Annotated in this window: 22 protein-coding genes, 1 other RNA gene and 1 other annotated feature; of the genes, 19 read left to right on the top strand and 4 right to left on the bottom strand. The window is 37.8% G+C overall.

Annotated features, from left to right (window positions below; genetic code table 11):
- Positions 1-7: 7 nt before the first annotated feature.
- The 15 genes from dnaG (at position 8) to JMF81_RS06240 (ending at position 14,736) form a co-directional block, all read left to right on the top strand.
- Positions 8-1,783, top strand: a complete 1,776-nt coding sequence (dnaG, locus tag JMF81_RS06310) for a DNA primase (protein ID WP_201310604.1) — start codon at positions 8-10, stop codon at positions 1,781-1,783.
- Positions 1,784-1,819: 36 nt separating this feature from the next.
- Positions 1,820-2,911 (top strand): RNA polymerase sigma factor RpoD, encoded by a 1,092-nt coding sequence (gene rpoD / locus JMF81_RS06305; RefSeq protein ID WP_201310603.1) that lies wholly within the window; start codon positions 1,820-1,822, stop codon positions 2,909-2,911.
- A 10-nt stretch (positions 2,912-2,921) separates the two neighbouring features.
- The gene (locus JMF81_RS06300) at positions 2,922-3,617 is read left to right on the top strand and encodes a tRNA (adenine(22)-N(1))-methyltransferase (RefSeq protein ID WP_201310602.1); all 696 of its coding nucleotides are present in this window, start codon (positions 2,922-2,924) and stop codon (positions 3,615-3,617) included.
- Positions 3,607-4,395, top strand: coding sequence for a Nif3-like dinuclear metal center hexameric protein (locus JMF81_RS06295; protein ID WP_201310601.1), 789 nt, complete (start codon positions 3,607-3,609; stop codon positions 4,393-4,395). The genes JMF81_RS06300 and JMF81_RS06295 overlap by 11 nt, the downstream gene beginning before the upstream one ends.
- A gap of 15 nt (positions 4,396-4,410) precedes the next feature.
- On the top strand, positions 4,411-6,066 hold the full coding sequence (locus tag JMF81_RS06290; RefSeq protein ID WP_201310600.1) for a nucleoside kinase: 1,656 nt from the start codon (positions 4,411-4,413) through the stop codon (positions 6,064-6,066).
- Between the two features lie 159 nt (positions 6,067-6,225).
- Positions 6,226-6,708, top strand: a complete 483-nt coding sequence (locus JMF81_RS06285; RefSeq protein WP_201310599.1) for a DUF2798 domain-containing protein — start codon at positions 6,226-6,228, stop codon at positions 6,706-6,708.
- Positions 6,709-6,777: 69 nt separating this feature from the next.
- Positions 6,778-7,129: RNase P RNA component class A (gene rnpB, locus JMF81_RS06280), an RNA gene on the top strand.
- A gap of 211 nt (positions 7,130-7,340) precedes the next feature.
- Positions 7,341-8,027 carry an N-acetylmannosamine-6-phosphate 2-epimerase gene (locus tag JMF81_RS06275; RefSeq protein WP_201310598.1) on the top strand — a complete coding sequence of 229 codons (687 nt, stop codon included), beginning with the start codon at positions 7,341-7,343 and terminating at the stop codon, positions 8,025-8,027.
- Between the two features lie 18 nt (positions 8,028-8,045).
- Positions 8,046-8,861, top strand: a complete 816-nt coding sequence (locus JMF81_RS06270) for a MurR/RpiR family transcriptional regulator (RefSeq protein ID WP_201310597.1) — start codon at positions 8,046-8,048, stop codon at positions 8,859-8,861.
- A gap of 2 nt (positions 8,862-8,863) precedes the next feature.
- Positions 8,864-9,607: a glucosamine-6-phosphate deaminase gene (gene nagB, locus JMF81_RS06265; protein ID WP_201310596.1), complete on the top strand. Its 744-nt coding sequence runs from the start codon at positions 8,864-8,866 to the stop codon at positions 9,605-9,607.
- Between the two features lie 19 nt (positions 9,608-9,626).
- Complete coding sequence (gene nagA, locus JMF81_RS06260) at positions 9,627-10,790, top strand: N-acetylglucosamine-6-phosphate deacetylase (protein ID WP_201310595.1); 1,164 nt, start codon at positions 9,627-9,629, stop codon at positions 10,788-10,790.
- Positions 10,791-11,017: 227 nt separating this feature from the next.
- A complete protein-coding gene (locus JMF81_RS06255) occupies positions 11,018-11,656 on the top strand; it encodes a cell wall hydrolase (RefSeq protein WP_201310594.1) in 639 nt (212 codons plus the stop codon).
- 60 nt (positions 11,657-11,716) lie between these two features.
- Positions 11,717-11,951 (top strand) — a binding site (T-box leader).
- A 97-nt stretch (positions 11,952-12,048) separates the two neighbouring features.
- Complete coding sequence (locus tag JMF81_RS06250) at positions 12,049-13,065, top strand: ABC transporter substrate-binding protein (protein ID WP_201310593.1); 1,017 nt, start codon at positions 12,049-12,051, stop codon at positions 13,063-13,065.
- 19 nt (positions 13,066-13,084) lie between these two features.
- Positions 13,085-13,966, top strand: coding sequence for an ABC transporter permease (locus JMF81_RS06245; RefSeq protein WP_201310592.1), 882 nt, complete (start codon positions 13,085-13,087; stop codon positions 13,964-13,966).
- A complete protein-coding gene (locus JMF81_RS06240) occupies positions 13,963-14,736 on the top strand; it encodes an ABC transporter ATP-binding protein (RefSeq protein WP_201310591.1) in 774 nt (257 codons plus the stop codon). The genes JMF81_RS06245 and JMF81_RS06240 overlap by 4 nt, the downstream gene beginning before the upstream one ends.
- A 261-nt stretch (positions 14,737-14,997) precedes the next feature.
- Here JMF81_RS06240 and JMF81_RS06235 read toward each other — a convergent pair whose 3' ends face one another.
- The 4 genes from JMF81_RS06235 to JMF81_RS06220 form a co-directional block, all read right to left on the bottom strand.
- Complete coding sequence (locus tag JMF81_RS06235; protein ID WP_201310590.1) at positions 14,998-15,114, bottom strand: AgrD family cyclic lactone autoinducer peptide; 117 nt, start codon at positions 15,112-15,114, stop codon at positions 14,998-15,000.
- Positions 15,101-15,697 (bottom strand): accessory gene regulator B family protein, encoded by a 597-nt coding sequence (locus tag JMF81_RS16895; RefSeq protein WP_201310589.1) that lies wholly within the window; start codon positions 15,695-15,697, stop codon positions 15,101-15,103. Before JMF81_RS16895 ends, JMF81_RS06235 begins: the two co-directional genes overlap by 14 nt.
- Positions 15,698-15,790: 93 nt before the next feature.
- A complete protein-coding gene (locus tag JMF81_RS06225; protein WP_243282565.1) occupies positions 15,791-17,101 on the bottom strand; it encodes a sensor histidine kinase in 1,311 nt (436 codons plus the stop codon).
- 2 nt (positions 17,102-17,103) lie between these two features.
- A complete protein-coding gene (locus JMF81_RS06220; RefSeq protein WP_201310587.1) occupies positions 17,104-17,820 on the bottom strand; it encodes a LytR/AlgR family response regulator transcription factor in 717 nt (238 codons plus the stop codon).
- Positions 17,821-19,031: 1,211 nt separating this feature from the next.
- Here JMF81_RS06220 and JMF81_RS06215 point away from each other — a divergent pair.
- From JMF81_RS06215 to JMF81_RS06200, 4 genes are all read left to right on the top strand, one after another.
- The gene (locus JMF81_RS06215; RefSeq protein WP_201310586.1) at positions 19,032-19,535 is read left to right on the top strand and encodes a hypothetical protein; all 504 of its coding nucleotides are present in this window, start codon (positions 19,032-19,034) and stop codon (positions 19,533-19,535) included.
- Positions 19,528-20,661: a S41 family peptidase gene (locus JMF81_RS06210; RefSeq protein ID WP_201310585.1), complete on the top strand. Its 1,134-nt coding sequence runs from the start codon at positions 19,528-19,530 to the stop codon at positions 20,659-20,661. The genes JMF81_RS06215 and JMF81_RS06210 overlap by 8 nt, the downstream gene beginning before the upstream one ends.
- A 212-nt stretch (positions 20,662-20,873) precedes the next feature.
- Entirely contained in the window at positions 20,874-21,605 is a 732-nt protein-coding gene (locus JMF81_RS06205) for an ABC transporter ATP-binding protein (protein ID WP_201310584.1), read from the top strand.
- Complete coding sequence (locus JMF81_RS06200) at positions 21,602-22,210, top strand: ABC-2 transporter permease (RefSeq protein ID WP_201310583.1); 609 nt, start codon at positions 21,602-21,604, stop codon at positions 22,208-22,210. Before JMF81_RS06205 ends, JMF81_RS06200 begins: the two co-directional genes overlap by 4 nt.
- Positions 22,211-22,249 lie beyond the last annotated feature (39 nt).

Here is a 22,249-nt window from a genome sequence, read left to right as displayed (position 1 = left end):
CAGACGTGTGATCTATGGGGAAGACATAATAGAAGAAGTGCGCAGCCGCAATGACATCGTAGATGTGATTTCCACATATGTGCCGTTGAAAAAAAAGGGCAGTTCTTATTTTGGGCTTTGTCCTTTTCATAATGAAAAATCCCCTTCTTTTTCTGTCAGCAGGGACAAGCAGATGTACTATTGTTTCGGCTGCGGAGCCGGAGGCAACGTATACACTTTTTTGATGGAATATGAGAATTTTTCATTTCCTGAAGCTGTGAGATTTCTTGCAGAAAGAGCGGGCATGGAGCTTCCGGAAGAAGAAATGAATGAAGAAGCCAGACGGCAGATGGATGAGAAAGCCAGGTTAAGGGAGATGAATAAACTGGCAGCGAATTATTTCTACTATCTGCTTCACAGCAAACGGGGGAAAAGGGGGCTTGAATATTTTAAAAAACGCGGAATAACAGAAGAGACCATTCGTCATTTCGGACTGGGATTTGCGGATATTTACAGTGATGATCTGTACCGTTTCCTGAAAAGCAAAGGGTATAAGGATGAAGAACTGAAAGATTCCGCGCTGGTTTCGATTGATGAAAAAAGGGGTGGAAGCGATAAATTCTGGAACCGGGTCATGTTTCCGATCATGGACGTCAATAACCGGGTCATCGGATTCGGAGGAAGAGTTATGGGAGACGGCACTCCCAAATACTTAAATTCCAGAGAAACAAAATTATTCGATAAAAGCCGAAATCTGTATGGCCTGAATTTTGCGAGAAAATCAAGAAAAAATGAGATCATACTGTGTGAAGGATATATGGATGTGATTTCCATGCATCAGGCGGGATTTACCAATGCGGTTGCTGCTCTTGGAACCGCTTTTACCAGCGGACACGGGACACTGCTTCGAAGGTACACAGAAAATGTCATCTTGTCCTTTGACAGTGACGAAGCCGGGCAGAGGGCAGTTTTGCGGGCCATCCCAATCCTGAAAGACGCAGGCCTGAATGTAAGGGTTTTGGATCTTACGCCGCACAAAGATCCGGATGAATTTATTAAAGAGCAGGGAAAAGAAGCCCTGGAAGAGCGGATCCGGAAGGCGGTCAGCAGCTTTATGTTTCAGATCAAAGTTCTGGCAGGACGTTATAATCAGGATGATCCGGAAGAGAAGACAAAGTTTCAGCACGAAGCGGCAAAACAGCTGGCGGAGATCGGGGAACCGCTGGAGAGAAAAAATTACATTGAAGCAGTTTCCAGAGAATATTATATCGGGCAGAAAGATCTGACGGATCTGGTAGAATATTATGGAACCAAAGGCTATGTCTCTTCCCGGGAAAACATGAAAACACCGGAACGGGAACAAAGAAGAGTTTCCGGTTCAGAAGAAAAAGAAGAGAAAAAGAGACAGCCGCAGAAACTTCTGCTTACATGGCTGGTCAATGAGCCGGTTCTGTTTGACCGGCTGAAAGGAATCATCGGACCAGATGATTTTTATGAGCCGATTTACCATGGAGCGGCATTGATGCTGTTTGAGCAGTATGAAAAAGAGAAAAAAGTAATACCGGCCAGGATCCTGAATCAGTATACCGATTCCGAGGATCAGAAAAAGATTGCGGAATTATTCAATACGACGCTTAAGATGGAGCCTTCGCCGGAAGACAATGATAAAGCACTGACGGATATTGTCCGCCGTGTCAAGGAAGACAGCATTGAACAGCAGATGAATGGGACAAACGATATTTTGAAATGGCAGGAACTGATCAGGGAAAAGGGAAGCCTTTCCGGACTGCATATTTCAATATAGGTTGGTTACAATAGGAAAGAGAAGAAAGGACGAATTATGGAAGGTACAATGGAACAGTTCAGCGAGAAACTTGCTGGATTAGTAGAACTTGGAAAAAAGAATAAGAATTTTCTGGAGTATGCACAGATTGAGTCTTACTTCAAGGATATGAAGCTGACTTCAGATATGATGGAGGCAATCTATGATTATCTGGAGCAGAACGGCATTGATGTGCTGACGCTGGCAGCAGTGGAAGACAACGATGATGATCTGGATGAGCCGATTGAGGACGATACAGAGATTGCGGTTCCTGACGGGGTCAGCATTGAAGATCCTGTACGTATGTATTTAAAGGAAATCGGAAAAGTTCCGCTTTTGAGTGCTGATGAAGAAATCGAACTTGCCAAGAAGATGGAAGAGGGAGATGAAAGCGCAAAGAAAAAACTGGCGGAAGCCAATCTCCGTCTGGTTGTCAGCATTGCCAAAAGATATGTAGGACGAGGCATGCTTTTCCTTGATCTGATCCAGGAAGGAAATCTGGGTCTTATTAAGGCAGTCGAAAAATTCGATTACCGCAAAGGATATAAATTCAGTACGTATGCTACCTGGTGGATCCGTCAGGCGATTACAAGAGCAATTGCAGATCAGGCAAGAACCATTCGTATTCCGGTGCATATGGTGGAAACGATCAACAAGCTGATCAGGGTATCCAGACAGCTGCTGCAGGAACTGGGAAGGGAGCCGTCTCCGGAAGAGATCGCGGAAGAAATGGACATTCCGGTAGAACGAGTTCGGGAAATCCTGAAGATTTCACAGGAGCCGGTATCTCTGGAGACGCCAATCGGTGAAGAGGAAGACAGCCATCTTGGGGACTTTATTCAGGATGAAAATGTGCCGGTGCCGGCTGACGCGGCAGCGTTTACCCTCTTAAAAGAACAGCTGGATGAAGTTCTTGGAACGCTGACGGAAAGAGAACAGAAAGTATTAAGACTTCGTTTCGGACTGGATGACAGCCGTGCAAGGACGCTGGAAGAAGTCGGAAAAGAATTTAATGTAACAAGAGAACGTATCCGGCAGATTGAAGCAAAGGCACTGAGGAAACTGAGACATCCAAGCCGCAGCAGAAAACTGAAGGATTATCTGGATTAAGGTGCAGACAATGGAATTATCAAAGCGTTTAAATATGATCGCTTCTTTTGTAACAGATGGCTGTTGTGCTGCCGACATTGGGACGGACCATGGGTACATACCAATTTATTTAGTCCAGCAGGGGATCAGTCCCCGTGCCTTTGCCATGGATATCAACAAAGGCCCTTTGGAACGCGCAAAACAGCATATTGAAGAGATGGGACTTCAGGACCGGATAGTCTGTCTCCTCTCTGATGGTCTGAATCAACTTCCTGAAAAGGATGTTGATTCAGTTATTATTGCGGGGATGGGCGGAGATCTGATCGTTAAGATTCTCGATCAGGATCAGGATAAGCTGAAAGAAGTCAGAGAACTGATCGTATCTCCTCAGTCTCATCCGGAGAGGGTGCGCCGCTGGCTTCATGATCATAATTTCCGGATTTTGGAGGAAGATATGATTCAGGAAGAAGGCAAGTACTATATTGCCATCCGGGCTGTGCATGGCCGGGAATCTTATGAAAAAGAGTGTTTTTATTGTTTCGGGAAACAGCTGATCATGGACTGCAGTCCGGTTCTGCTGGAGTACCTGGACAAAGAATACCGGAAATATGAAAAAATCAGAAAAACTCTCCAGAATGGAACAAAAGAGCATATCCGGAAAAGAAGAGAAGAAGTAGAACAAAGACTGGATGATATAAAGGAGGCGCTGGGTTATTATGAAATGTGATGACGTAATAAAACTGCTGGAAGAAGAAGTTCCTCTGGAAGCGGCAGAATCCTGGGACAATCCCGGATTTCTGGTAGGGGACCGTCAAAAAGAAGTAAAAAAGATACTGGTCGTGCTGGATATTACCAATGATGTGGTCGAGGAAGCGGTAAAGACAGGTGCGGACTTTATTTTTGCTCACCATCCGGTTATTTTCTCAAAAATAAAACGATGTACCAGCGATGATTTTCTGCAGAGAAAGCTTCTCCGGCTGATAGAAAATAAAATCTGCTGTTACGGCATGCATACAAATTATGATGTCTGCCGGATGTGTGACGCAGTAGCAGAAAAATTAGGTTTTTATCCGGATGGAGTGCTGGAAGAAGCACAGGATCAACGGTTTCAGGCGGAAGGCAAAGGAATCGGAATGATCGGCGCTTTTGCCGGAGAAAAGCAGTTAAAAGATTTTGCGAAGGAAATCAAGAGAGCTTTTGGAATACCGGCGGTTTCAGTTTTTGGAGATCCCAGGACACCGATTCATAAAGCAGCCATAGTTCCCGGCTCCGGAAGAAGCATGACCGGAATTGCGGCAGCCAGAGGAGCGGATGTCCTCGTAACGGGAGATATCGGACATCATGAAGGACTGGATGCTGCGGATATGGGACTTTGTGTGATAGATGCAGGACACTATGGTCTGGAACAAGTGTTTATTGATGATATGAGAGAGCTTTTGCAGCAAAAACTTCCGGAGTGCGAGATTTCTTCTTACAAAGCAGGAAGTCCGTTTCAGATCATATAAAAAGGAGGGAGGCTTATGGTACGGGCGGTTGTTCATCAGAAAACCTATATGGTTGAGGAAGGAACGACACTTGGAGAACTGGCGGGAAAGATACAAAAACCGGACGGGCCGGTGATTCTTCTTGCTTATGCCAATGGCAAACTGAAGGAACTTTTCAGACCCATTGAAGAAAACAGTTATATCAGGTTTGTGACTCTGGAAGAACAGGCCGGGTATATGACTTACAAACGAACTGCAATGTTTATGTTTCTGAAAGCGTGTGAAGATGTGCTGGGGGCAGGAGCGGTCGATGACATTGCGATCAATTATTCCATTGGAAACAGTACATTTTGTGAGTTCCTCGTGAAAGATATCCAGGTTACCACACAGCTGGCCCTTAGAATACAGAATCAGATGGAACAGCTGCGGGATCAGGATCTTCCTATTACGAAATATTCTGTGGATACATCAAAGGCCAGAAAATATTTTGAAAGCATTGGTCTGAGAGAGAAGCAGAGACTCTTCCGCTTCCGAAGAGGTTCAAAGACAAATATGTACTGCCTGGACGGATATGAAAATTACTTTTACGGGTATATGGCGCCTTCTACCGGTTATATTGCGAATTTTCTCGTGTCTCCTTATCAGGACGGTCTTGTTTTGCAGACTCCGAAACGGCATCAGACAGAAAAAATCGCTAAGTTTTATCCTCAGCCAAAGCTGTTCCGCGTTATGCAGAGATCCAGAGAATGGAGCAAAACTCTAGGTGTTGATACAGTAGGCGCGCTGAATGAAGAAATTACGAAGGGAAATATCAGCCATCTGATTCTTCTCCAGGAAGGGCTGCAGGAAAAACTGCTGTCGGATATTGCAGATAAGATTGTCCAGGAAGATAAGAAAATTGTACTGATCGCAGGCCCTTCTTCCTCTGGGAAAACAACATTTTCTCACAGGTTGTCAATTCAGCTGGAAATTGCAGGGAAAAAGCCGCATCCGATCTCTCTGGATGATTATTTTCTGGACAGAGAAATGTCGCCAAAGGATGAGCTGGGAAATTACAATTTTGAGACCATTGCATCGCTGGATACGGAATTGTTTTCCAGACATATGAACCAGCTGCTTCATGGAGAGAAGATTTCCATGCCAAGTTATAATTTTCTGACCGGGAAGCGGGAATACAGAGGGCACGAACTTCAGCTTGCCCAGCACGATGTTCTTGTGATCGAAGGGATTCACGGACTAAACAGCAGGCTGTCAAAAAATCTGCCGGATGAAAGCAAATATAAGATATATGTCAGTGCCTTAAGCCAGATTAATCTGGACGAGCATAATCGGATTCCAAGTTCTGACGGCAGACTGCTGCGCAGAATTGTCCGGGATGCCATGACCAGAGGCAATGATGCGAGGGAAACCATTGCCCGGTGGGATTCTGTAAGGCAGGGGGAAGAGGAAAATATTTTTCCATACCAGGAAGAGGCGGATATCATGTTCAATTCCGCCCAGATTTATGAACTTGCGGTATTAAAACAGTATGCGGAGCCTCTGCTGTTTGCTGTGCCGGAAGACTGTCCGGAACATCAGGAAGCCAAGAGACTGTTAAAATTTCTGGATTATTTTTTAAATATAAAAAGTGAAGATATACCAAAAACGTCTCTTCTGAGAGAGTTTATTGGAGGAAGCTGTTTTGAAACATAAAAAGAGGGAACGCCCTCTTTTTTTGTGCATAAAATCCTGAAAAATAAAAAAACAGAGCGAGAATTTATGCAAAAGCAACGAAAATAAAACTTTCTATTACACGGGAGAAAAAAATTTGCTAGAATAATCATCAGGCTGCAGCAAGAAAGGAGAGAAAATATGCCGCAAAATAAAAGAGAAAGTTTAATTTATACAATTTTAATGTGTTTTTGCATGGTATTCTGGATGAGCATGTATAATGTATTTATGCACACAGGACAGTTTTCAATAGCAACTCTGCAGGAAGGATGGATGGGATTTCCATTTGCCTATATTTTCGCAATGATCTGTGACTGGTGTATTGTTTCCGGTCCGGCAAAAAAATTCGCATTTCGTTTTCTGGTGACTCCGGAAAGTTCTGTGATCAAGAAAGTAATCGGGGTATCCTGCAGTATGGTGGTCCCAATGGTAATTTTGATGTCACTGTACGGCGGACTGGAAATGTGTGTTCACACAGGAGCATGGAACCGCCTTGGAATGATCTGGCTTACAAACATTCCAAAGAACTTTATTATGGCTCTGCCATTCCAGCTGCTGATTGCAGGACCGCTGGTTAGAACGCTGTTTAGGAAAGCATTCCCGGAAGGAAAAGTGCTTGCCTGAATAATTTTGAAAAATCAGAGAAAATTGTATTGTTTCTAAAAATATTTTGTGATATGATATCACCTGTGCTCAGACAGACAAATGGCCGCGCCATTTCAGACGAAAGGGAAATGGTGAGGAAAGTCCGGGCTTCACAGGGCAGGATGCCGGATAACGTCCGGTAGGGGTGACCCTCAAGCCAGTGCAACAGAAATAAACCGCCGGTTTGATGACCGGTAAGGGTGGAAAGGCAAGGTAAGAGCTTACCGCCTGTCTGGTAACAGACAGGGCACATGTAAACCTCATCCGAAGCAAGACCGAATAGAAAACGATAAATTGGCCCGATTTGTTTTCAGGTGGGTCGCATGAGCCTGCTGGCGACAGCAGGTCGAGATAGATGGCCATTCAATGACAGAACCCGGCTTATCGGCTGTCTGAGCAGAAAAAAGAAGGAATTGGTAAAAATATAACAGCCAGTTCCTTCTTTTTTTGTGCCAGTGAAAGAACATACAGTCTGTGTTTTTTTTTAAGCCAGGAAAAGACGAATTATCGTGGAACGAAAAAAAGTATATGAAAGAACTTTCAGAAATGGCATATAATATTGAAAATAGATTAAAAAGAAGCTATGATAAGGGCAGCAAAGGAGGGAAAAAATGAATCAAAAGATTGAACAGTTGAAAGGAAAACTGATCGTGTCCTGTCAGGCGCTGCCGGAGGAACCTCTGCATTCTTCTTTTATCATGGGAAGGATGGCACTGGCGGCAAAAGAAGGCGGAGCGGCCGGAATTCGGGCGAACACCAGGGAGGACATCCATGAGATACAATCACAGGTAGATCTGCCGGTTATCGGAATTGTAAAACAAAATTATGAGGGATGTGATGTTTATATTACTCCTACCATGAAAGAAGTTGATCAGCTGATGGAAGTAAAACCGGAGATCATTGCTCTGGATGCTACGGAAGCAGAGAGACCGGGAGGTTTAACTCTGGATGAATTTTTCCGCCAGATTAAGGAAAAATATCCGGATCAGCTGTGGATGGCAGACTGTTCTACTGTAGAAGAAGCGCTTCATGCGGACCAGCTGGGATTTGATTTTATTGGGACAACTTTAGTGGGCTATACAAAACAGAGCAGAGATTTAAAAATTGAAGAAAATGACTTTGAAGTACTGCGGAAGATTTTAGATCAGGTAAAACATCCGGTGATTGCAGAAGGAAACGTGAATACTCCGGAAAAAGCAAAAAGAGTGCTGGAACTGGGAGCATACAGTGTCGTAGTGGGATCTGCAATTACGAGACCTCAGCTGATCACGAAATCATTTGCAGAGGCAGTACGATAAAATACTGGAGAAAACAGTATGGAATATTACGTAAAATCTGTGCTTCCGATTATTGAATCTAATTATAAAAACTTTACACCGCTGGAAAAGACGATTGCGGATTTTTTTATCAATAATAAGGAGCAGACTGATTTTTCGGCCAAAGCAGTCGCGAAACGGCTGTTTGTGTCGGAAGCGTCTCTGTCACGGTTTGCAAAAAAATGCGGATACAGAGGCTACCGGGAATTTATTTATCAATATGAAGAAACTTTTATGGGGAAAGATGCGGCAGCTGCCAGTCATACGAGGATGGTGCTCAATGCGTATCAGGAACTTTTGAATAAGACATACAGTCTTCTGGATGAAGAGCAGATTTTAAGAATCTGTGATCTTCTGGAACAGGCGGAGAGAGTTTTTGTATGCGGAAGAGGTAATTCCGGACTTGCCGCAAGAGAAATGATGCTGAGATTCGTAAGGATCGGGGTGGACATTGATGCTGTCCAGGATGCGGATCTGATGAGGATTCAGGCAGTCTTTCAGAAAGAAGGATCTGTTGTGATCGGCATCAGCATCGGCGGTGAAGCAAAGGATGTGCTCTATATGCTGCGGGAGTCTCACCGGAGAGGCGCGAAAACAATTTTGATCACAGGAAATAATCGGGAAGAACATCGGGAATTCTGCGATGAACTGGTTTTAATCCCATCGTTGAAATACTTAAACTATGGAAATGTGATTTCCCCTCAATTTCCGATTCTGGTTATGATGGATTTGATTTATTCTTATTATTTGAAGAAAGATAAATTCAGAAAAGAAACGATGCATGACGATACAGTAAAAGCATTAAAAGGAGAATAGAAATGAGAATTTATAAAACGAAAGATTACGATGAAATGAGCAGAACAGCAGCGAATATTATTTCTGCACAGGTGATTTTAAAACCGGAATCTCTTCTGGGACTGGCAACAGGATCTTCACCGATCGGAGTTTATGATCAGCTGGTAGAATGGTATAAAAAAGGAGATCTGGATTTTTCAAAAGTAACGACAGTTAATCTGGATGAATATAAAGGACTGCCAAAAGAAAATAAACAGAGCTATTACTACTTTATGCATGAATATTTATTTGACAAGGTAAATATCAACGTGGAGAATACATATCTTCCAGACGGCATGAACATGGACAGTGAGGCAGAAGCTTGCCGTTATGAAGATCTTCTTGCTTCCCTTGGACAGGTGGATCTGCAGCTTCTTGGCCTGGGACATAATGGGCATATTGGATTTAACGAGCCGGGAGATGTCTTTGAGAAAGCAACACACTGTGTTGATCTGAAAGAAAGCACGATTGAGGCAAATAAGAGATTTTTTGCGTCAGCGGATGATGTTCCGAGACAAGCCTACAGTATGGGAATCGGGACCATTTTAAAATCAAAGAAACTCCTTGTGGTTGTCAGCGGAGAAGGTAAAGCAGAAGCGCTGAAAAATTCTATCTGCGGACCTGTAACGCCTCATGTTCCGGGATCTATTTTACAGTTCCATCCAGATGTGACGATCGTGGCAGATGAGGCTGCGTTATCTAAAGTACCGGAAGAATATTTAAAATAAGATAAAAGAAGGTTATGACATGATCATAAAAAATGTAAAAATCTACATGCCGGATCAGAAGTTTGTATCCGGTGATATTGTAACAGATGGAGACAGGATTGAAAAAATCCTCCCAGGAGGAGCCATAGAAGAATCTGAAGCAGAGACGGTAGATGGAGAAGGCTGCTACTGTCTGCCGGGGATGATCGATCTGCATTTTCATGGCTGTAAAGGAATGGATGTCTGTGATGGCACAAAGGAAGCTCTGGATACGATCGCCTCCTATGAGGCGTCTATCGGGGTAACGGCGATTGCGCCTGCGACCATGACGCTTCCTGTGGAGGAACTGGAATCCGTTCTTTCCAATGCCGCAGAATACAAAAAAAGTCAGGAAAACGGAACCGCTGTGGCAGGCGCCGATCTGGTAGGGATCAATATGGAAGGACCGTTTATCAGTAAAGTTAAAAAAGGAGCTCAGGATGAAAGAAACATCCTTCCATGCAGTACGGAAATTTATAAAAGGTTCCAGAAGGCTGCCAGGGGTCTGGTAAAACTTATCGGAGTGGCGCCGGAAGAATCTGAGACAGAAGCTTTTATCCGGGAAGTAAAAGGGGAAGTTTCCGTATCCCTCGCTCACACCAATGCAGATTATGATACCGCTAAAAAGGCTTTTGACGCAGGAGCCAGTCATGCGGTGCATCTTTATAATGCCATGCCGGCATTTTCTCATCGTGAGCCGGGTGTTGTGGGAGCTGTGGCGGACAGTTCTCATGTTATGGCGGAAATTATCTGCGATGGGGTGCATATTCATCCGGCGGTGGTAAGAGCCACGTTTCAGATGCTGGGAGCTGACCGGATGATTTTGATCAGTGACAGTATGCGGGCGGCAGGAATGCCGGATGGACAGTATACTCTTGGAGGGCTGGATGTAAAAGTCAGGGGAAATCGTGCGACACTGGTATCAGATGGGGCTCTGGCAGGGTCTGTGACGCCGCTTCCGGACTGTGTAAGAACCGTAGTAAGGGAAATGGGGATTCCTCTGGAGATAGCAGCAGCATGCGCGACCATCAATCCTGCCAGAAGCCTTGGAATTGATGATATGTATGGATCCATTGAAGCAGGAAAAAAAGCAGATCTCGTATTATGGGATAAAGATCTGAATCTTAAGACTGTCATCAAGGACGGGAAAATATTTCCGTCATAAAATTTTTATCATATAGCCTGTATCTTTGAAGAATCCGGAGGGTGTCTGCCTGTCCGGATTCTGTTTTTTATTTCATAGGATTAACGTGTCTTTTGACACCCTAATCCTATGAAATAAAAAAGCTCCGCTGTCTGATACCCGGAAATGTCTTTGAAACGTTAGAAAAATTCATGGATTTGTAAGAATATTTTCTGAAAAGCTGCATACACTATACCAAAGGAGCGTATGTGACATTGAAGAAGAAAATTGAAATTGCAGCCATTGTGTGTTCCATCGGAATCTGCAGTTTTGGGCAGAAAGTATGTGCCAGCGAGTTTATGCAGCTGCCAAAGGAAAGCAGTATGAAAATGGAACACCTGGTTCAGACGAAACTTTTGAATGAACAAAGAGAATATCTTTTACAGGCACAGCTGGTAACAAAGATCAATCTGGAAAAACAGATTAAAGAGAAGCCTGTATATATTCAGGGAACAACCCATCAGGTAACAGAAAGAGAGCGATCTGTACTGGAAAGGATCGTAGAAGCAGAAGCTACGGATAAAGATATGAAAAGTAAGATTCTGGTAGCGAATGTGATCTTAAACCGTGTGCGTTCAGAAGACTTTCCGGATTCCATTGAGGCGGTGGTCTTTCAGAGGGAAAATGGCAACGTTCAGTTCTCGCCCACTGCAGATGGAAGATATGAGTCCGTTACTGTGACGGAAAGCACAAAAGAAAGTGTTGACAGGGCTTTGAAAGGAGAAGATTATTCGGAAGGGGCTCTCTATTTTGTGGAGAAAACAATTGCCAGTCCAAAGAATGTATCCTGGTTTGAGCGGTCTCTGACCCGGCTGTTTACGTATGAAGGTCATTCCTTTTACAAGTAGAAAGTAAAAATTTTTCTTGACAACCATAGATAAAAGTATTATGATTTTAAACAAATAGAAAAGAAACCGTTGAGAAAGAGTAGTAAGCAGGATTCGAATGATTTTCAGAGAGCCGCAGATGGTGGGATTGCGGTATGATTTCCCTGGCGAATGGACTTTCGAGGGTGATTTTGAAATAGCAGTAGGGATCGCCGGGCACCCGACCCGTTATCACAGTGGGCATATATGATAGTATATGATGAGAGTGGACAGTTTATGTCAATTTGAGTGGTACCGCGGATATTTCGCCTCAAGCAGAGATGCTTGAGGCTTTTCTTTTTTCTATTTGCACAAAAGTAAGGCTGGAAGAAGAACCAGACCAGAAAAAATAGGAATAAAAAGGAGAGAAAATTATGAGATCAATGAAAAGAGTGTTGGCAGCCGGGCTGGCTGCGGTAATGGCAGTGGCAATGGCAGCAGGATGTGGAAAAAGCGGCGGAAGCGGTGATGAAACTTACAAAATCGGAATTCTTCAGTTTGCGGAACATGGTTCTCTGGATAACTGCAGAAAGGGATTTCTGAAGGGACTGGAAAAAGAAGGAATTAAAGAAGGAGACAATCTTGAGGTTACATATCAGAACTCCCAGGCCGATACGGCAACGGATAACCAGATTGCATCTAATTTCGCGTCAAAAGATTTTGACCTGATCTGCGCAATTGCGACACCTAGCGCGCAGAGCGCCTATAATGCGGTAAAGGACAGTAATACTCCGGTAATTTATACAGCAGTTACTTCTCCGGAAGAAGCAGGATTCGTAGATGACGACGGAAATAATGTGGGAAATATCACAGGAACTTCCGATATGGTACTGGCAGATCAGCAGCTGAAGCTGATTCGTGAAATGATGCCGGATGCAAAGAAAGTTGGTATCTTCTACAGTACAAATGAAGCAAATTCAAAAGCCGGAATCGCAGCATATGAAAAAGCAGCAGATCAATACGGATTTGAGATCGTGACTCAGGGAATCACATCTTCTGCGGATATGCCAATGGCAGCAGACAGTCTGATCAAGAAAGTAGACTGCATCACAAACCTTACAGATAATCTGGTTGTCAGCAACATGCAGACTTACCTGGAAAAGGCAAATAAAGCGAAAATCCCGGTATTTGGTTCAGAGGTAGAGCAGGTAAAATTAGGCTGTGTTGCCTGTGTCGGAATTGACTTTGTAGATCTTGGAGAACAGACGGGAGAGATGGCAGCAAAAGTCCTGAAAGGCGAGGCTGAGGCAAAAGATATGAAATATGAATCCTTCAAAGAAGGAGATATCATTGTAAATACAGCCGCAGCAAAGAAAATCGGTATGACGATCAGCCAGAACATCCTGGATGAAGCGGAAGAAACATACGATGAAATCAGCACGGCAGAATAATTAGGAGATGTAAAATACTATGGAACAATTAATCATCAGTACGTTTGAGCAGGGATTTATTTATGCGATCATGGCTCTTGGCGTATATATAACTTATAAGATCCTGGATTTTCCGGATTTGTCAGTAGACAGCACTTTCCCTCTGGGAGCAGCAATTACGACGGTCATTCTGTCAAAGGGAATGAATCCTCTTCTGGCACTGGCAGCCTCTGTGGCAGCCGGCGCCGCGGCAGGAACCGTGACAGGACTGATCCATGTAAAATGTAAAGTCAGAGATCTGTTGTCAGGAATCATTGTGATGACAGGACTGTATACTCTTAACTTAAGAATCGTAGGAGGAACGGCAAATGTTCCTTTATTTAACTACAAGTCTGTTTTTAACAATGACTTTGTAAATGCATTATTCCCGGAAGCGCTGAGGCCATATAAGACAGTCATCATTATTTTTGTGATCATGCTGATCGCGAAGATTCTTCTGGATCTGTATCTGAAAACCAAATCCGGATATCTGCTCCGTGCCGTTGGTGATAATCCAACCATCGTAACTTCCCTGGCAAAGGACAGCGGATTTGTAAAGATCGTTGGTCTTGCCATTTCCAATGGATTGGTTGCCCTGGCAGGAAGCGTAATGTGCCAGCAGCAGAGATTCTTTGAAATCTCCATGGGAACAGGAACCATCGTTATTGGTCTTGCGAGCGTTATTATTGGAACCAATGTATTTAAAGGAAATCTGATCAAAGCAACAACGGCAGTTGTGATCGGTTCTGTGATCTATAAGGCATGTGTGGCCATCGCAATTGAACTGGGAATGCCTGCGACGGACTTAAAGATGATCACTGCAGTATTGTTCCTTATTATCTTACTGATCAGTATGGACCGCAAAAAGAAGGTGAAATCATGATAGAGTTACAGCATATCGATAAATATTATAATATAGGTACGGTAAATGAAGTCTGTTTGTTTAAGGATTTTAATCTGACGATCCATGACGGAGATTTTATTTCTGTGATCGGCAGCAATGGGTCTGGAAAAACCTCTCTTTTGAATCTGATCTGCGGAAGCCTGGGAGCGGAAGCAGGAAAGATCATACTGAACGGGGAAGATATTACCAGGCAGAAGGAATATGTAAGGCAGAGAAAGATCGGAAGGGTATATCAGGATCCTGCAATGGGAACCTGTCCGTCCATGACGATTCTGGAAAATATGTCTTTGGCAGATAACAAAGGAAAGCCGTTTGGCCTGGGATTCGGAACCAACCGGAAGCGCGTCAGCTATTACAGAGAATTATTAAGTCAGCTGGGGCTTGGCCTGGAAGATATGATGGGCAGCAAGGTAGGATCTCTGTCCGGAGGTCAGAGACAGGCGATCGCGCTTCTTATGATCACAATGACGCCGATTGAGTTTTTGATTCTGGATGAGCATACAGCGGCTCTGGATCCAAAGACAGCGGAGCTGATCATGAAACTGACGGATAAGGTTGTCCGTGAGAAAAAACTGACAACGATCATGGTAACCCATAATCTTCGTTATGCGGTAGAGTATGGGAACCGCCTGATCATGATGCATCAGGGGGAGGCGATCGTTGATAAAGCAGGAGAGGATAAAGACAATCTGGATGTAGATGACCTGCTGGACCGTTTCAATCAGATCAGCATTGAGACCGGAAATTAAGGCGTTGGAAAGAATAGATTAAGAATCAGATGTTCGTATAATACACTATATTTTGATTATTTTACAAATTTATATTTATTCTGTTAGCGTGAGATATACATTTATTTACTTTTGATTTATTTTCATATGAATAATAAAAGCGATTTTTTATAAATATTTTTTATGACTTGAAGATGTACCGCCTTTTCTAAAAAGATATATTAGAAAGGACGGTACATCTTGTAATACAAATCAAATTGTTTTAAAGTTTTCTTTTCCGAATTATTTTATTAATTCTTTTGGCTTTTTTGGTTGGTACATTCCACCATAAGATGCTAAGCCAGCTCCGTTAATTGCAATTTTTTTTATAAGAATTGCGATTAGATTAAGTAGTGCCATTTGTATATCCTCCTTTGAAAAAAATAATTTTGCCGATTATGAATAATAAGCACACAAGTAGCATTGTGTGTGTTCCTAAAAAAAATAAGAATGTATTAAAAAAATATGCAAAAATAGAAAGAGTGAAAATGTAAATAATTAATAATATATGAGTATATAATCTGTTCTTCTCTAAATATGTATTACTTAATGGATTATTTATGTTTTCACAGGGAGCGTAAATCCAAAGGAGAATAACGCTAATAAAAAATAATGATAAATTTAAATTAAATAGATGATATTTATAAAATATTTTTGATGAAAACAGTGTAAACAAAAAGCATAAATTAGTAAGAATAAAACATTTTTGGTAGGTATTAGAATGATATCCACCTGCACAAAATCTTAATGGCATAAAAAATAGTAAAAAAGTAATTCCAAATATAAAATTAGAAAACGAAGATAAAAGTAATATACTTAAAAGAGAACATAATGTAGATATAGTCAGTTGAAAACCATATATATATATTTGTGATAAATTTGATTTAATAATATTTTTTTTAATGAAATAGTGTGTAAGATAAGTAGATAGTTTTAGTAGCATTTTTGCCCTCCATTTTTAATTATCATAACATATTTATCGGACTGTAAAAGAAAATGTCCTTGAATTGCAAAAAATTGTCCTTTAAATGAGTTTTTAAGAATTCTTTATATCATAATTAAGAAGTATAATAATTTGAAAACTGTTTTGCTTGATTGCATAAGTCATGTTACCTTGATATTTTGTAATTACATTTTCTACACATTTTAATCCCCAGCCATGAAATTGCTTTTCTTTTTTTGATGTTATGAAATGCATATTTTGAATTTTGGGTTCTATTTCATTTCCATTTTCTATTTTAAAAATCAACATAGCATTAATGATACGAATCGTAATGTTAATCCATTTGTTACTTTTTTTCAAATTTCTATTACAAGCTTCTATGGCATTGTCTAAAAGATTAGCTAAAATAGAGCAAATATCATTTGGCTGCAGATTACTATTGTTAGGAAATTCAACATTTATTTTATAATCTATACAATTATCATCCATTATTTTTAATTTATTATTGAGTATAATATCAATGATATCATTCCCAGTCCAAGTATGTGATAATAAACATTTTGTTGGTTGATTTATAGAATTTAAATAATTTAATGCAGTGGAAGTATCTTTCTTTATTAATAAATGTTGTAAAATATTTATATGATTATTAAAATCGTGATATGCTTGTGCGTTTGCAGAATAAAGCAAATTTAATTCTTTAAAGTTTTTTTCCAATAATGAGTTTCTGCTATGTAGAAAATTTTCTTCTTTTTTTTCATATTTGAATTGTTCATAGAAAAAAAGTAGCAGCCATGCTAGTATGAATATAATACTGAAAATAAGCCAATCTTTAAAATTGGATGGATATATTTTTGCGAAAGATGAATTAATTAAATATATTGTTCCAATTCCGCAGATTAATGAAAGTATAACATAATGATTGAAAGACGAAATATGAAACCTTTTTTTAAAGAATCGTTTTATATTATAATAGAAAATAATTAACAATAATTTGCAGATAAATAATTGTTTAATTCTTAAATAACTATAATATGTAGTAACAATTTTGGGGTAGTTTGAATCTTGTAATAAAAAACTTGCTATTGTAATAGCAAAAAAATCTAAATAATTAAGGCATATAAAATAAAAACATGTGATGAGGAAGGCATGTGGAATTTTACAATTATAAATAAGAAAAACTATAATGGATATGCTAAATATGCCAAAAATTATAGTTATACATGAAAAAAGTTTTACCATGTTTAGAATAGTGACGATAATAGCAAGAAAAAATGAACTTATAAAAGTAATAATAATAGCTTTTGATTTTTTGAATTTATTTTCGAATAAAAGACCTGCAAATCTGATTCCAATATATCCTTCCAATATTGAAGCAGCAAACTCTATAAATAATATAAACATACTCAAATGTGATTCCCCCAAAATGTGCTAATTAGTTTCTGTGTTGGTTGTATGTGTGATCTACTAATTGATAAAGATTCCTTGTTCCTGAGAATAATCTCTCCATTTTTTATTTGCATAATATGAATAATATTTACGATGCAGCCTTTATCAATATAAATAAATTCATTATGATTTAATTCTGGATATATTTCTTTTAAACTTTTTCTTAGTTTTACCTGTCCATTCAATGTTACAAATATTGAATTTTTCCCGTTTTTCTGAATGTATAATATATCTTTTAAAAGGAGTCTCTTAAATGTAGTTTTTGTTTGAATTATATATGCTTCATCTTGCTCTAATTTTATTAGATTGAAGGCATCTTCTAAAGCTTGATTTAATCGAGAAGTTAGTTCTTGTTTAGGTATATATCGAAAAATCGATAGAGAGAACGAATCTACTGCGTATTTTAAGTAAGATGTTATAAAAATAATAAGAACATGAGGCAAAAAATCCTTTATTATAGGAGTTAATTTCATAGCATTTTGATATGGCATTTCAATATCTAGTAAAATCAAATCGAAAAATGCGCCTTCCTGTATATCTGCCAATAAAAATTCACCATTAAAATATTCATCTATTGTTACGATTTCCTTTTTCCTTTTTATAAACTGTTCTACAATAGTTTTATTATTTGATACGAATATAGGTTCGTCATCACAAATTGCTATTTTGATCATGGTTATCTCCCAATTAATGAATAAAAATATATATTAACAAGATTATTTTATCACATTAATGAATGAAAGTATATTGTTTTTAGAGTATGTTATGCTTTGCTTCGAATGGAATTCTAAATTCCACCTCTATGTTGGATTTATTTATACAGTCTCTTTGCATTTCTTTTATCATTCTTAGTGCCTTTTATCTGCAGTAGGAAAGAGGAAGTTATGTGTAAAAAATAACTGGAAACCGAAAACATTCAACTCTTGATGACTGTATTACCATCGAAAAAGCTCTGAACTGGAAATGTTTTTTGGGTAGCATTGCCGCAAAGTTAGGAAAAGAATCTTTCGCTATCTCTAAAGAGTCCAAAAAATAAATATAATTCTTTTCAAAAGCATAACCATTTTGATGAATCTAAGAACAAAGATTCCTATTTATAAAAAAATGCAGGATCTGCAATCACTTCAACTCCCACTGCAAAGACTTTTTTCACGCAGGTATCATTACTCAAAACGGGGCAAGGATTCTTTTGTCTGCAATACTTACTCAAAGAAGAGAAGTTATCGTTTCGATAAAGTTTATTATAGAAGGACTACTGCTCATCGACACTATCGAACATTCCTAGCAGGATTTGGGTCTAACATTAATATTTTCATTGATTCTGACTGATAGGGGTAGCGAATTCCAAAAACTAGATACATTGAAATATGGACAGGACAACTTCATCTGCATAGGTATTTATTATTGTGATCCGATGTGTTCCTGGAAAAAACCTCATTGAGATAAGAATTATGGATATGTCCGAAAGGCACATTATTCGATGATCTCTCGAAAAGTGATATCGACCGGATGATGGATTATATCAACAACACACCACAGCAGAGCTTTAGCGATCTATCATGTTGCTTCAGGAGTTGTTTGATTGTTTTCGACTCACTGAAATACAAACGGATGAAATTGTTTTGACATCTACATTGCTAAAAAATAAAACCGGATAACAAAAGAAATTTGTGGATAATGACTCCTTACTGAATACACCAGACAAGTGGAATTTATCTTTTCGCTCAATCAGAATATATATGCATATTAAAGAGAAAACAGAATGCGGACGAAAATTGGCAGATTGGGGTCAAGATAGTAAAGAGAGGAGAAAAAATTGTATTATAAAAGTGGAAAAAATAATATTCTTTCTGATAAATATTATTAATTGTTTTGATTAAGACTAATGATTTTAACTTATTTAAAAAATTATAATGAAGAAAAAATTGAAAAATATATTGAAATAATAAGAGATTATCAATGTAGATATCGGTTAGATTTTATTAATCCTTTTCCTGAAAACATACATTATTCAAAAAAATATGCTAAGTTTGTTTTTGATTACAAAAGAAAATTGATAAAAATGAACCCTGTAAATATAGGTATATTGATGTTAAAAAATCCATGTTATTCTAAAGCTATTTGTATATCGGAAGAAAGAGTAGTATATCCTTGCGTTATGTCGAGGTTAACATCCTATGGGAAGCTAAACGAGAAAAATCATCTAACGGAGATTTTAAATGAAAAATATGAGGAATTAGTAAACTTAAATAAAGGAAAAATGCAATCTTGTAAACAATGTGTTTATCGTTGGGGATGTATTAGCTGTTCTGCAATAGAGATAAGTGCATCAAATGGAATCCATTCGTGTAAAAATTGTTCTTTGATTCAGGAGGGCAAGAATGAATAGAGAAAAAATTGTACAAATAATAAAGGAACAATATATATATTTTGATAATCTTTCTGAAGAGTTAAAAAATGATTTTTACAAGATACAATACATAGAAGATAAGAATATTTTTTTTAAAGAACTCCAAATCCTCTTGGAGAAATTTCAAGATCCACATACTAAATTGATTAGAAAGATGGAGTATATTTTGCCAGTTACCTTAGGCATTATTGGAAATAAATTAGTTGTAATTGAAGTTTTTGAAACTAACTCTATAATAAAAAAGGGATTTATTTTAAAAAAAATAAATCATCAAAGTATTAGCGATTTATTATATAAAATGAAAAATATTGATTCAGAATCATTAAAATTAATAAGAATACTTGAATCAATTTCCAGGGCACATAATCCTCAAAAGATATTATTAACTTTTGAAACAGGAAGAGGACAAACAGTAGAGAAAAATATAAAATATGTTGAAGCAAAATCACTAAAATTAGATAATTGTCTAAAGCAGAAGTATTTTGCATTAATGGAAGAACATAAGAAAAGAATTGAACAAAAATATAAAATCTTATATTATCGTTGTCCGTCTTTATTAAATGATGCAGAAGTAAATTTATTCATGCAAAGTTTGGAAAAACAAACAAAGTTGAAAAGTATAATTTTTGATCTACGTAATAATATGGGAGGAAAAATTGAACTAGCTATAAAAATCACAGAATTTTTTATAAATGAAAAAGTAAAAATATATTTAAAGGATAAAAGAAAAATTCATGAATATGTTTTAAAACCAAGAAAGAGTGTAATTAGAGGAAAAAATGTAGGTGTACTATTTAACAATCTCACATGTAGTTCTCTAGAATTTATATTTTTGAGGTTGATATCTGATAATAAAAATATATTGCGAATGGGAACACCGACATGCGGAATGAATGATATAGCGTCTGTATATGAATTAGGAGATGGTATGAGGATGAGTTTGACAACGAAAAAGTATGTTAATTTCAATGGAAAAGAGATGCATATTAAGAATATAAAACCTCAAGTTTATATTGATATTAATCATAGAGATGTAACAAATAATGATGATATTCAATTAGAAAAAGCGATTTATTATTTGAAAAAGAGAGAAAAATTATTTTAAATCAAGAATAAATAAAAAATTTATGGAGGAATAATGAGATATTTTATCTTTATGTTTTTGATTATTGAAATAATTCCGTATATTGTAGAACATAAAGGGAATATGGAAGAAATTTTTATTCAAACAATTATTATAGCATTTATAGCATTTATAGTTTCTGTAAAAAAAAGGAATAGAAAGTAACTTGTTACAAGCTTTTAAGGAGTGAAGGAATGAAGGAAAAGAAAAATATAATGAAAGTAATAGGTTTAAGAAAAAGATATCCTGAATTTTTTTTAAATAATATTAGTTTTCATTTAGAAAGTGGGAAGATTACAGGATTAATTGGTGCAAATGGAATGGGAAAAAGTACAACAATAAAATTGTTACTTCAAATAATTAAAGCAGATGATGGGGAAATTTATTTTCAAAATAGAAATATTCTAGAAAATAAGGATATATCATATAAAAGAAAAATAGGATATGTTGGAGAAAATACTGATTTTTTTTCACAATGTCGATTAAATGATATTAAGAAATTTTATCAATCATTTTATCCAGACTGGATAGAGGATGATTATAAAGTGATATCAAATAAATTAGGGATAAAATCAAATTATAAAATGAAAGATTTATCTAAGGGAATGAGGATGAAATTTAATTTATGCCTTGCTCTTTCTCATAGACCCAAATTATTATTGATGGATGAACCTACATCAGGACTAGATCCATTAGTAAGAAATGAGGTTTTATATATATTAAAAGAACAAGTTCGGAAATATGGGACAAGCATACTATTCTCATCTCACATTATAGAAGATATGGAAAAAATAGCAGATTATCTTATATTTATTCATCAAGGGAAAATAATTGAGCAGTGCGAAGCAAAAAAAATATTAAATCAAGGAATTAGCATCGATATGTATTTAGAAAATCTAATAAAGCAAAAAGGAGATAAATTATGATATATTTATTACGAAAAAATTGGTTACTATATAAAAAAAATATTGTTTTAGGAGTTCTTTTCGCAACGTTTTTTTCGATTATAACAATAGATGGAGCAAAATATTATACTGTATCATTGATGATGTGTCCGTCGCTTATGTTTAGCTGGACGGTTGGAAAAATATGTTATATGGAAGATTCAAATGCCACAAGACAATTTTTATTATCCCTTCCGGTTTCAAAAAAAGATATAATTAATGAGAAAAATATTTTATCATTTTTTTGTATTCTTGTAGGAATATTAATTGCAAATGTAGGAAGTATCCTTGTGGGAGTAGCAAGAGATCAGTCAGTACATATTGATTGGAGAATAAATATCATTATGATTATTTTTTTGATGTTTTATAATACAATATATATTTTCATATACTACTGGTATGATTATTCTAAAGTACGTTTTGTTCCATATATTATTTTAGTATTTATGTTCATTTTTTTCAAATTTGGAAATGAAACAATAACTGTTGTAAATAATGCTCCCAACATTATATTTATAGGCTTTCTTGTGTGTGCATTGTTCTTAAATTATTTTGTATTGCGCATTGCAATAAAAAGAGAGCTTTAATGTAAAAAAGATTTTGGTAATGATTAAAAATATAATGTT

It is taken from the genome of Anaerostipes butyraticus (genome assembly GCF_016586355.1).
Taxonomy (GTDB): Bacteria; Bacillota; Clostridia; order Lachnospirales; family Lachnospiraceae; genus Anaerostipes; species Anaerostipes butyraticus.
Note: the sequence above shows the minus strand (reverse complement) of the source record. Positions and strands in the feature narration are given on the sequence as shown.

Excerpts from the sequence above, each read along its gene's own strand:
- JMF81_RS06220 (WP_201310587.1), bottom strand. The coding sequence starts at position 17,820 with ATGATCAAAATAGCAATTTGTGATGACGAACCTATATTCGTATCAAAT.
- JMF81_RS06240 (WP_201310591.1), top strand. The coding sequence starts at position 13,963 with ATGATAGAGTTACAGCATATCGATAAATATTATAATATAGGTACGGTA.
- JMF81_RS06275 (WP_201310598.1), top strand. The coding sequence starts at position 7,341 with ATGAATCAAAAGATTGAACAGTTGAAAGGAAAACTGATCGTGTCCTGT.
- JMF81_RS06205 (WP_201310584.1), top strand. The coding sequence starts at position 20,874 with ATGAAGGAAAAGAAAAATATAATGAAAGTAATAGGTTTAAGAAAAAGA.
- JMF81_RS06245 (WP_201310592.1), top strand. The coding sequence starts at position 13,085 with ATGGAACAATTAATCATCAGTACGTTTGAGCAGGGATTTATTTATGCG.
- JMF81_RS06300 (WP_201310602.1), top strand. The coding sequence starts at position 2,922 with ATGGAATTATCAAAGCGTTTAAATATGATCGCTTCTTTTGTAACAGAT.
- JMF81_RS06225 (WP_243282565.1), bottom strand. The coding sequence starts at position 17,101 with ATGTTTATATTATTTATAGAGTTTGCTGCTTCAATATTGGAAGGATAT.
- JMF81_RS06215 (WP_201310586.1), top strand. The coding sequence starts at position 19,032 with ATGATTTTAACTTATTTAAAAAATTATAATGAAGAAAAAATTGAAAAA.
- nagA (WP_201310595.1), top strand. The coding sequence starts at position 9,627 with ATGATCATAAAAAATGTAAAAATCTACATGCCGGATCAGAAGTTTGTA.
- JMF81_RS16895 (WP_201310589.1), bottom strand. The coding sequence starts at position 15,697 with ATGCTACTAAAACTATCTACTTATCTTACACACTATTTCATTAAAAAA.
- rpoD (WP_201310603.1), top strand. The coding sequence starts at position 1,820 with ATGGAAGGTACAATGGAACAGTTCAGCGAGAAACTTGCTGGATTAGTA.
- nagB (WP_201310596.1), top strand. The coding sequence starts at position 8,864 with ATGAGAATTTATAAAACGAAAGATTACGATGAAATGAGCAGAACAGCA.
- JMF81_RS06285 (WP_201310599.1), top strand. The coding sequence starts at position 6,226 with ATGCCGCAAAATAAAAGAGAAAGTTTAATTTATACAATTTTAATGTGT.
- JMF81_RS06210 (WP_201310585.1), top strand. The coding sequence starts at position 19,528 with ATGAATAGAGAAAAAATTGTACAAATAATAAAGGAACAATATATATAT.
- JMF81_RS06200 (WP_201310583.1), top strand. The coding sequence starts at position 21,602 with ATGATATATTTATTACGAAAAAATTGGTTACTATATAAAAAAAATATT.
- JMF81_RS06290 (WP_201310600.1), top strand. The coding sequence starts at position 4,411 with ATGGTACGGGCGGTTGTTCATCAGAAAACCTATATGGTTGAGGAAGGA.
- JMF81_RS06235 (WP_201310590.1), bottom strand. The coding sequence starts at position 15,114 with ATGGCACTACTTAATCTAATCGCAATTCTTATAAAAAAAATTGCAATT.
- JMF81_RS06250 (WP_201310593.1), top strand. The coding sequence starts at position 12,049 with ATGAGATCAATGAAAAGAGTGTTGGCAGCCGGGCTGGCTGCGGTAATG.
- JMF81_RS06270 (WP_201310597.1), top strand. The coding sequence starts at position 8,046 with ATGGAATATTACGTAAAATCTGTGCTTCCGATTATTGAATCTAATTAT.
- JMF81_RS06295 (WP_201310601.1), top strand. The coding sequence starts at position 3,607 with ATGAAATGTGATGACGTAATAAAACTGCTGGAAGAAGAAGTTCCTCTG.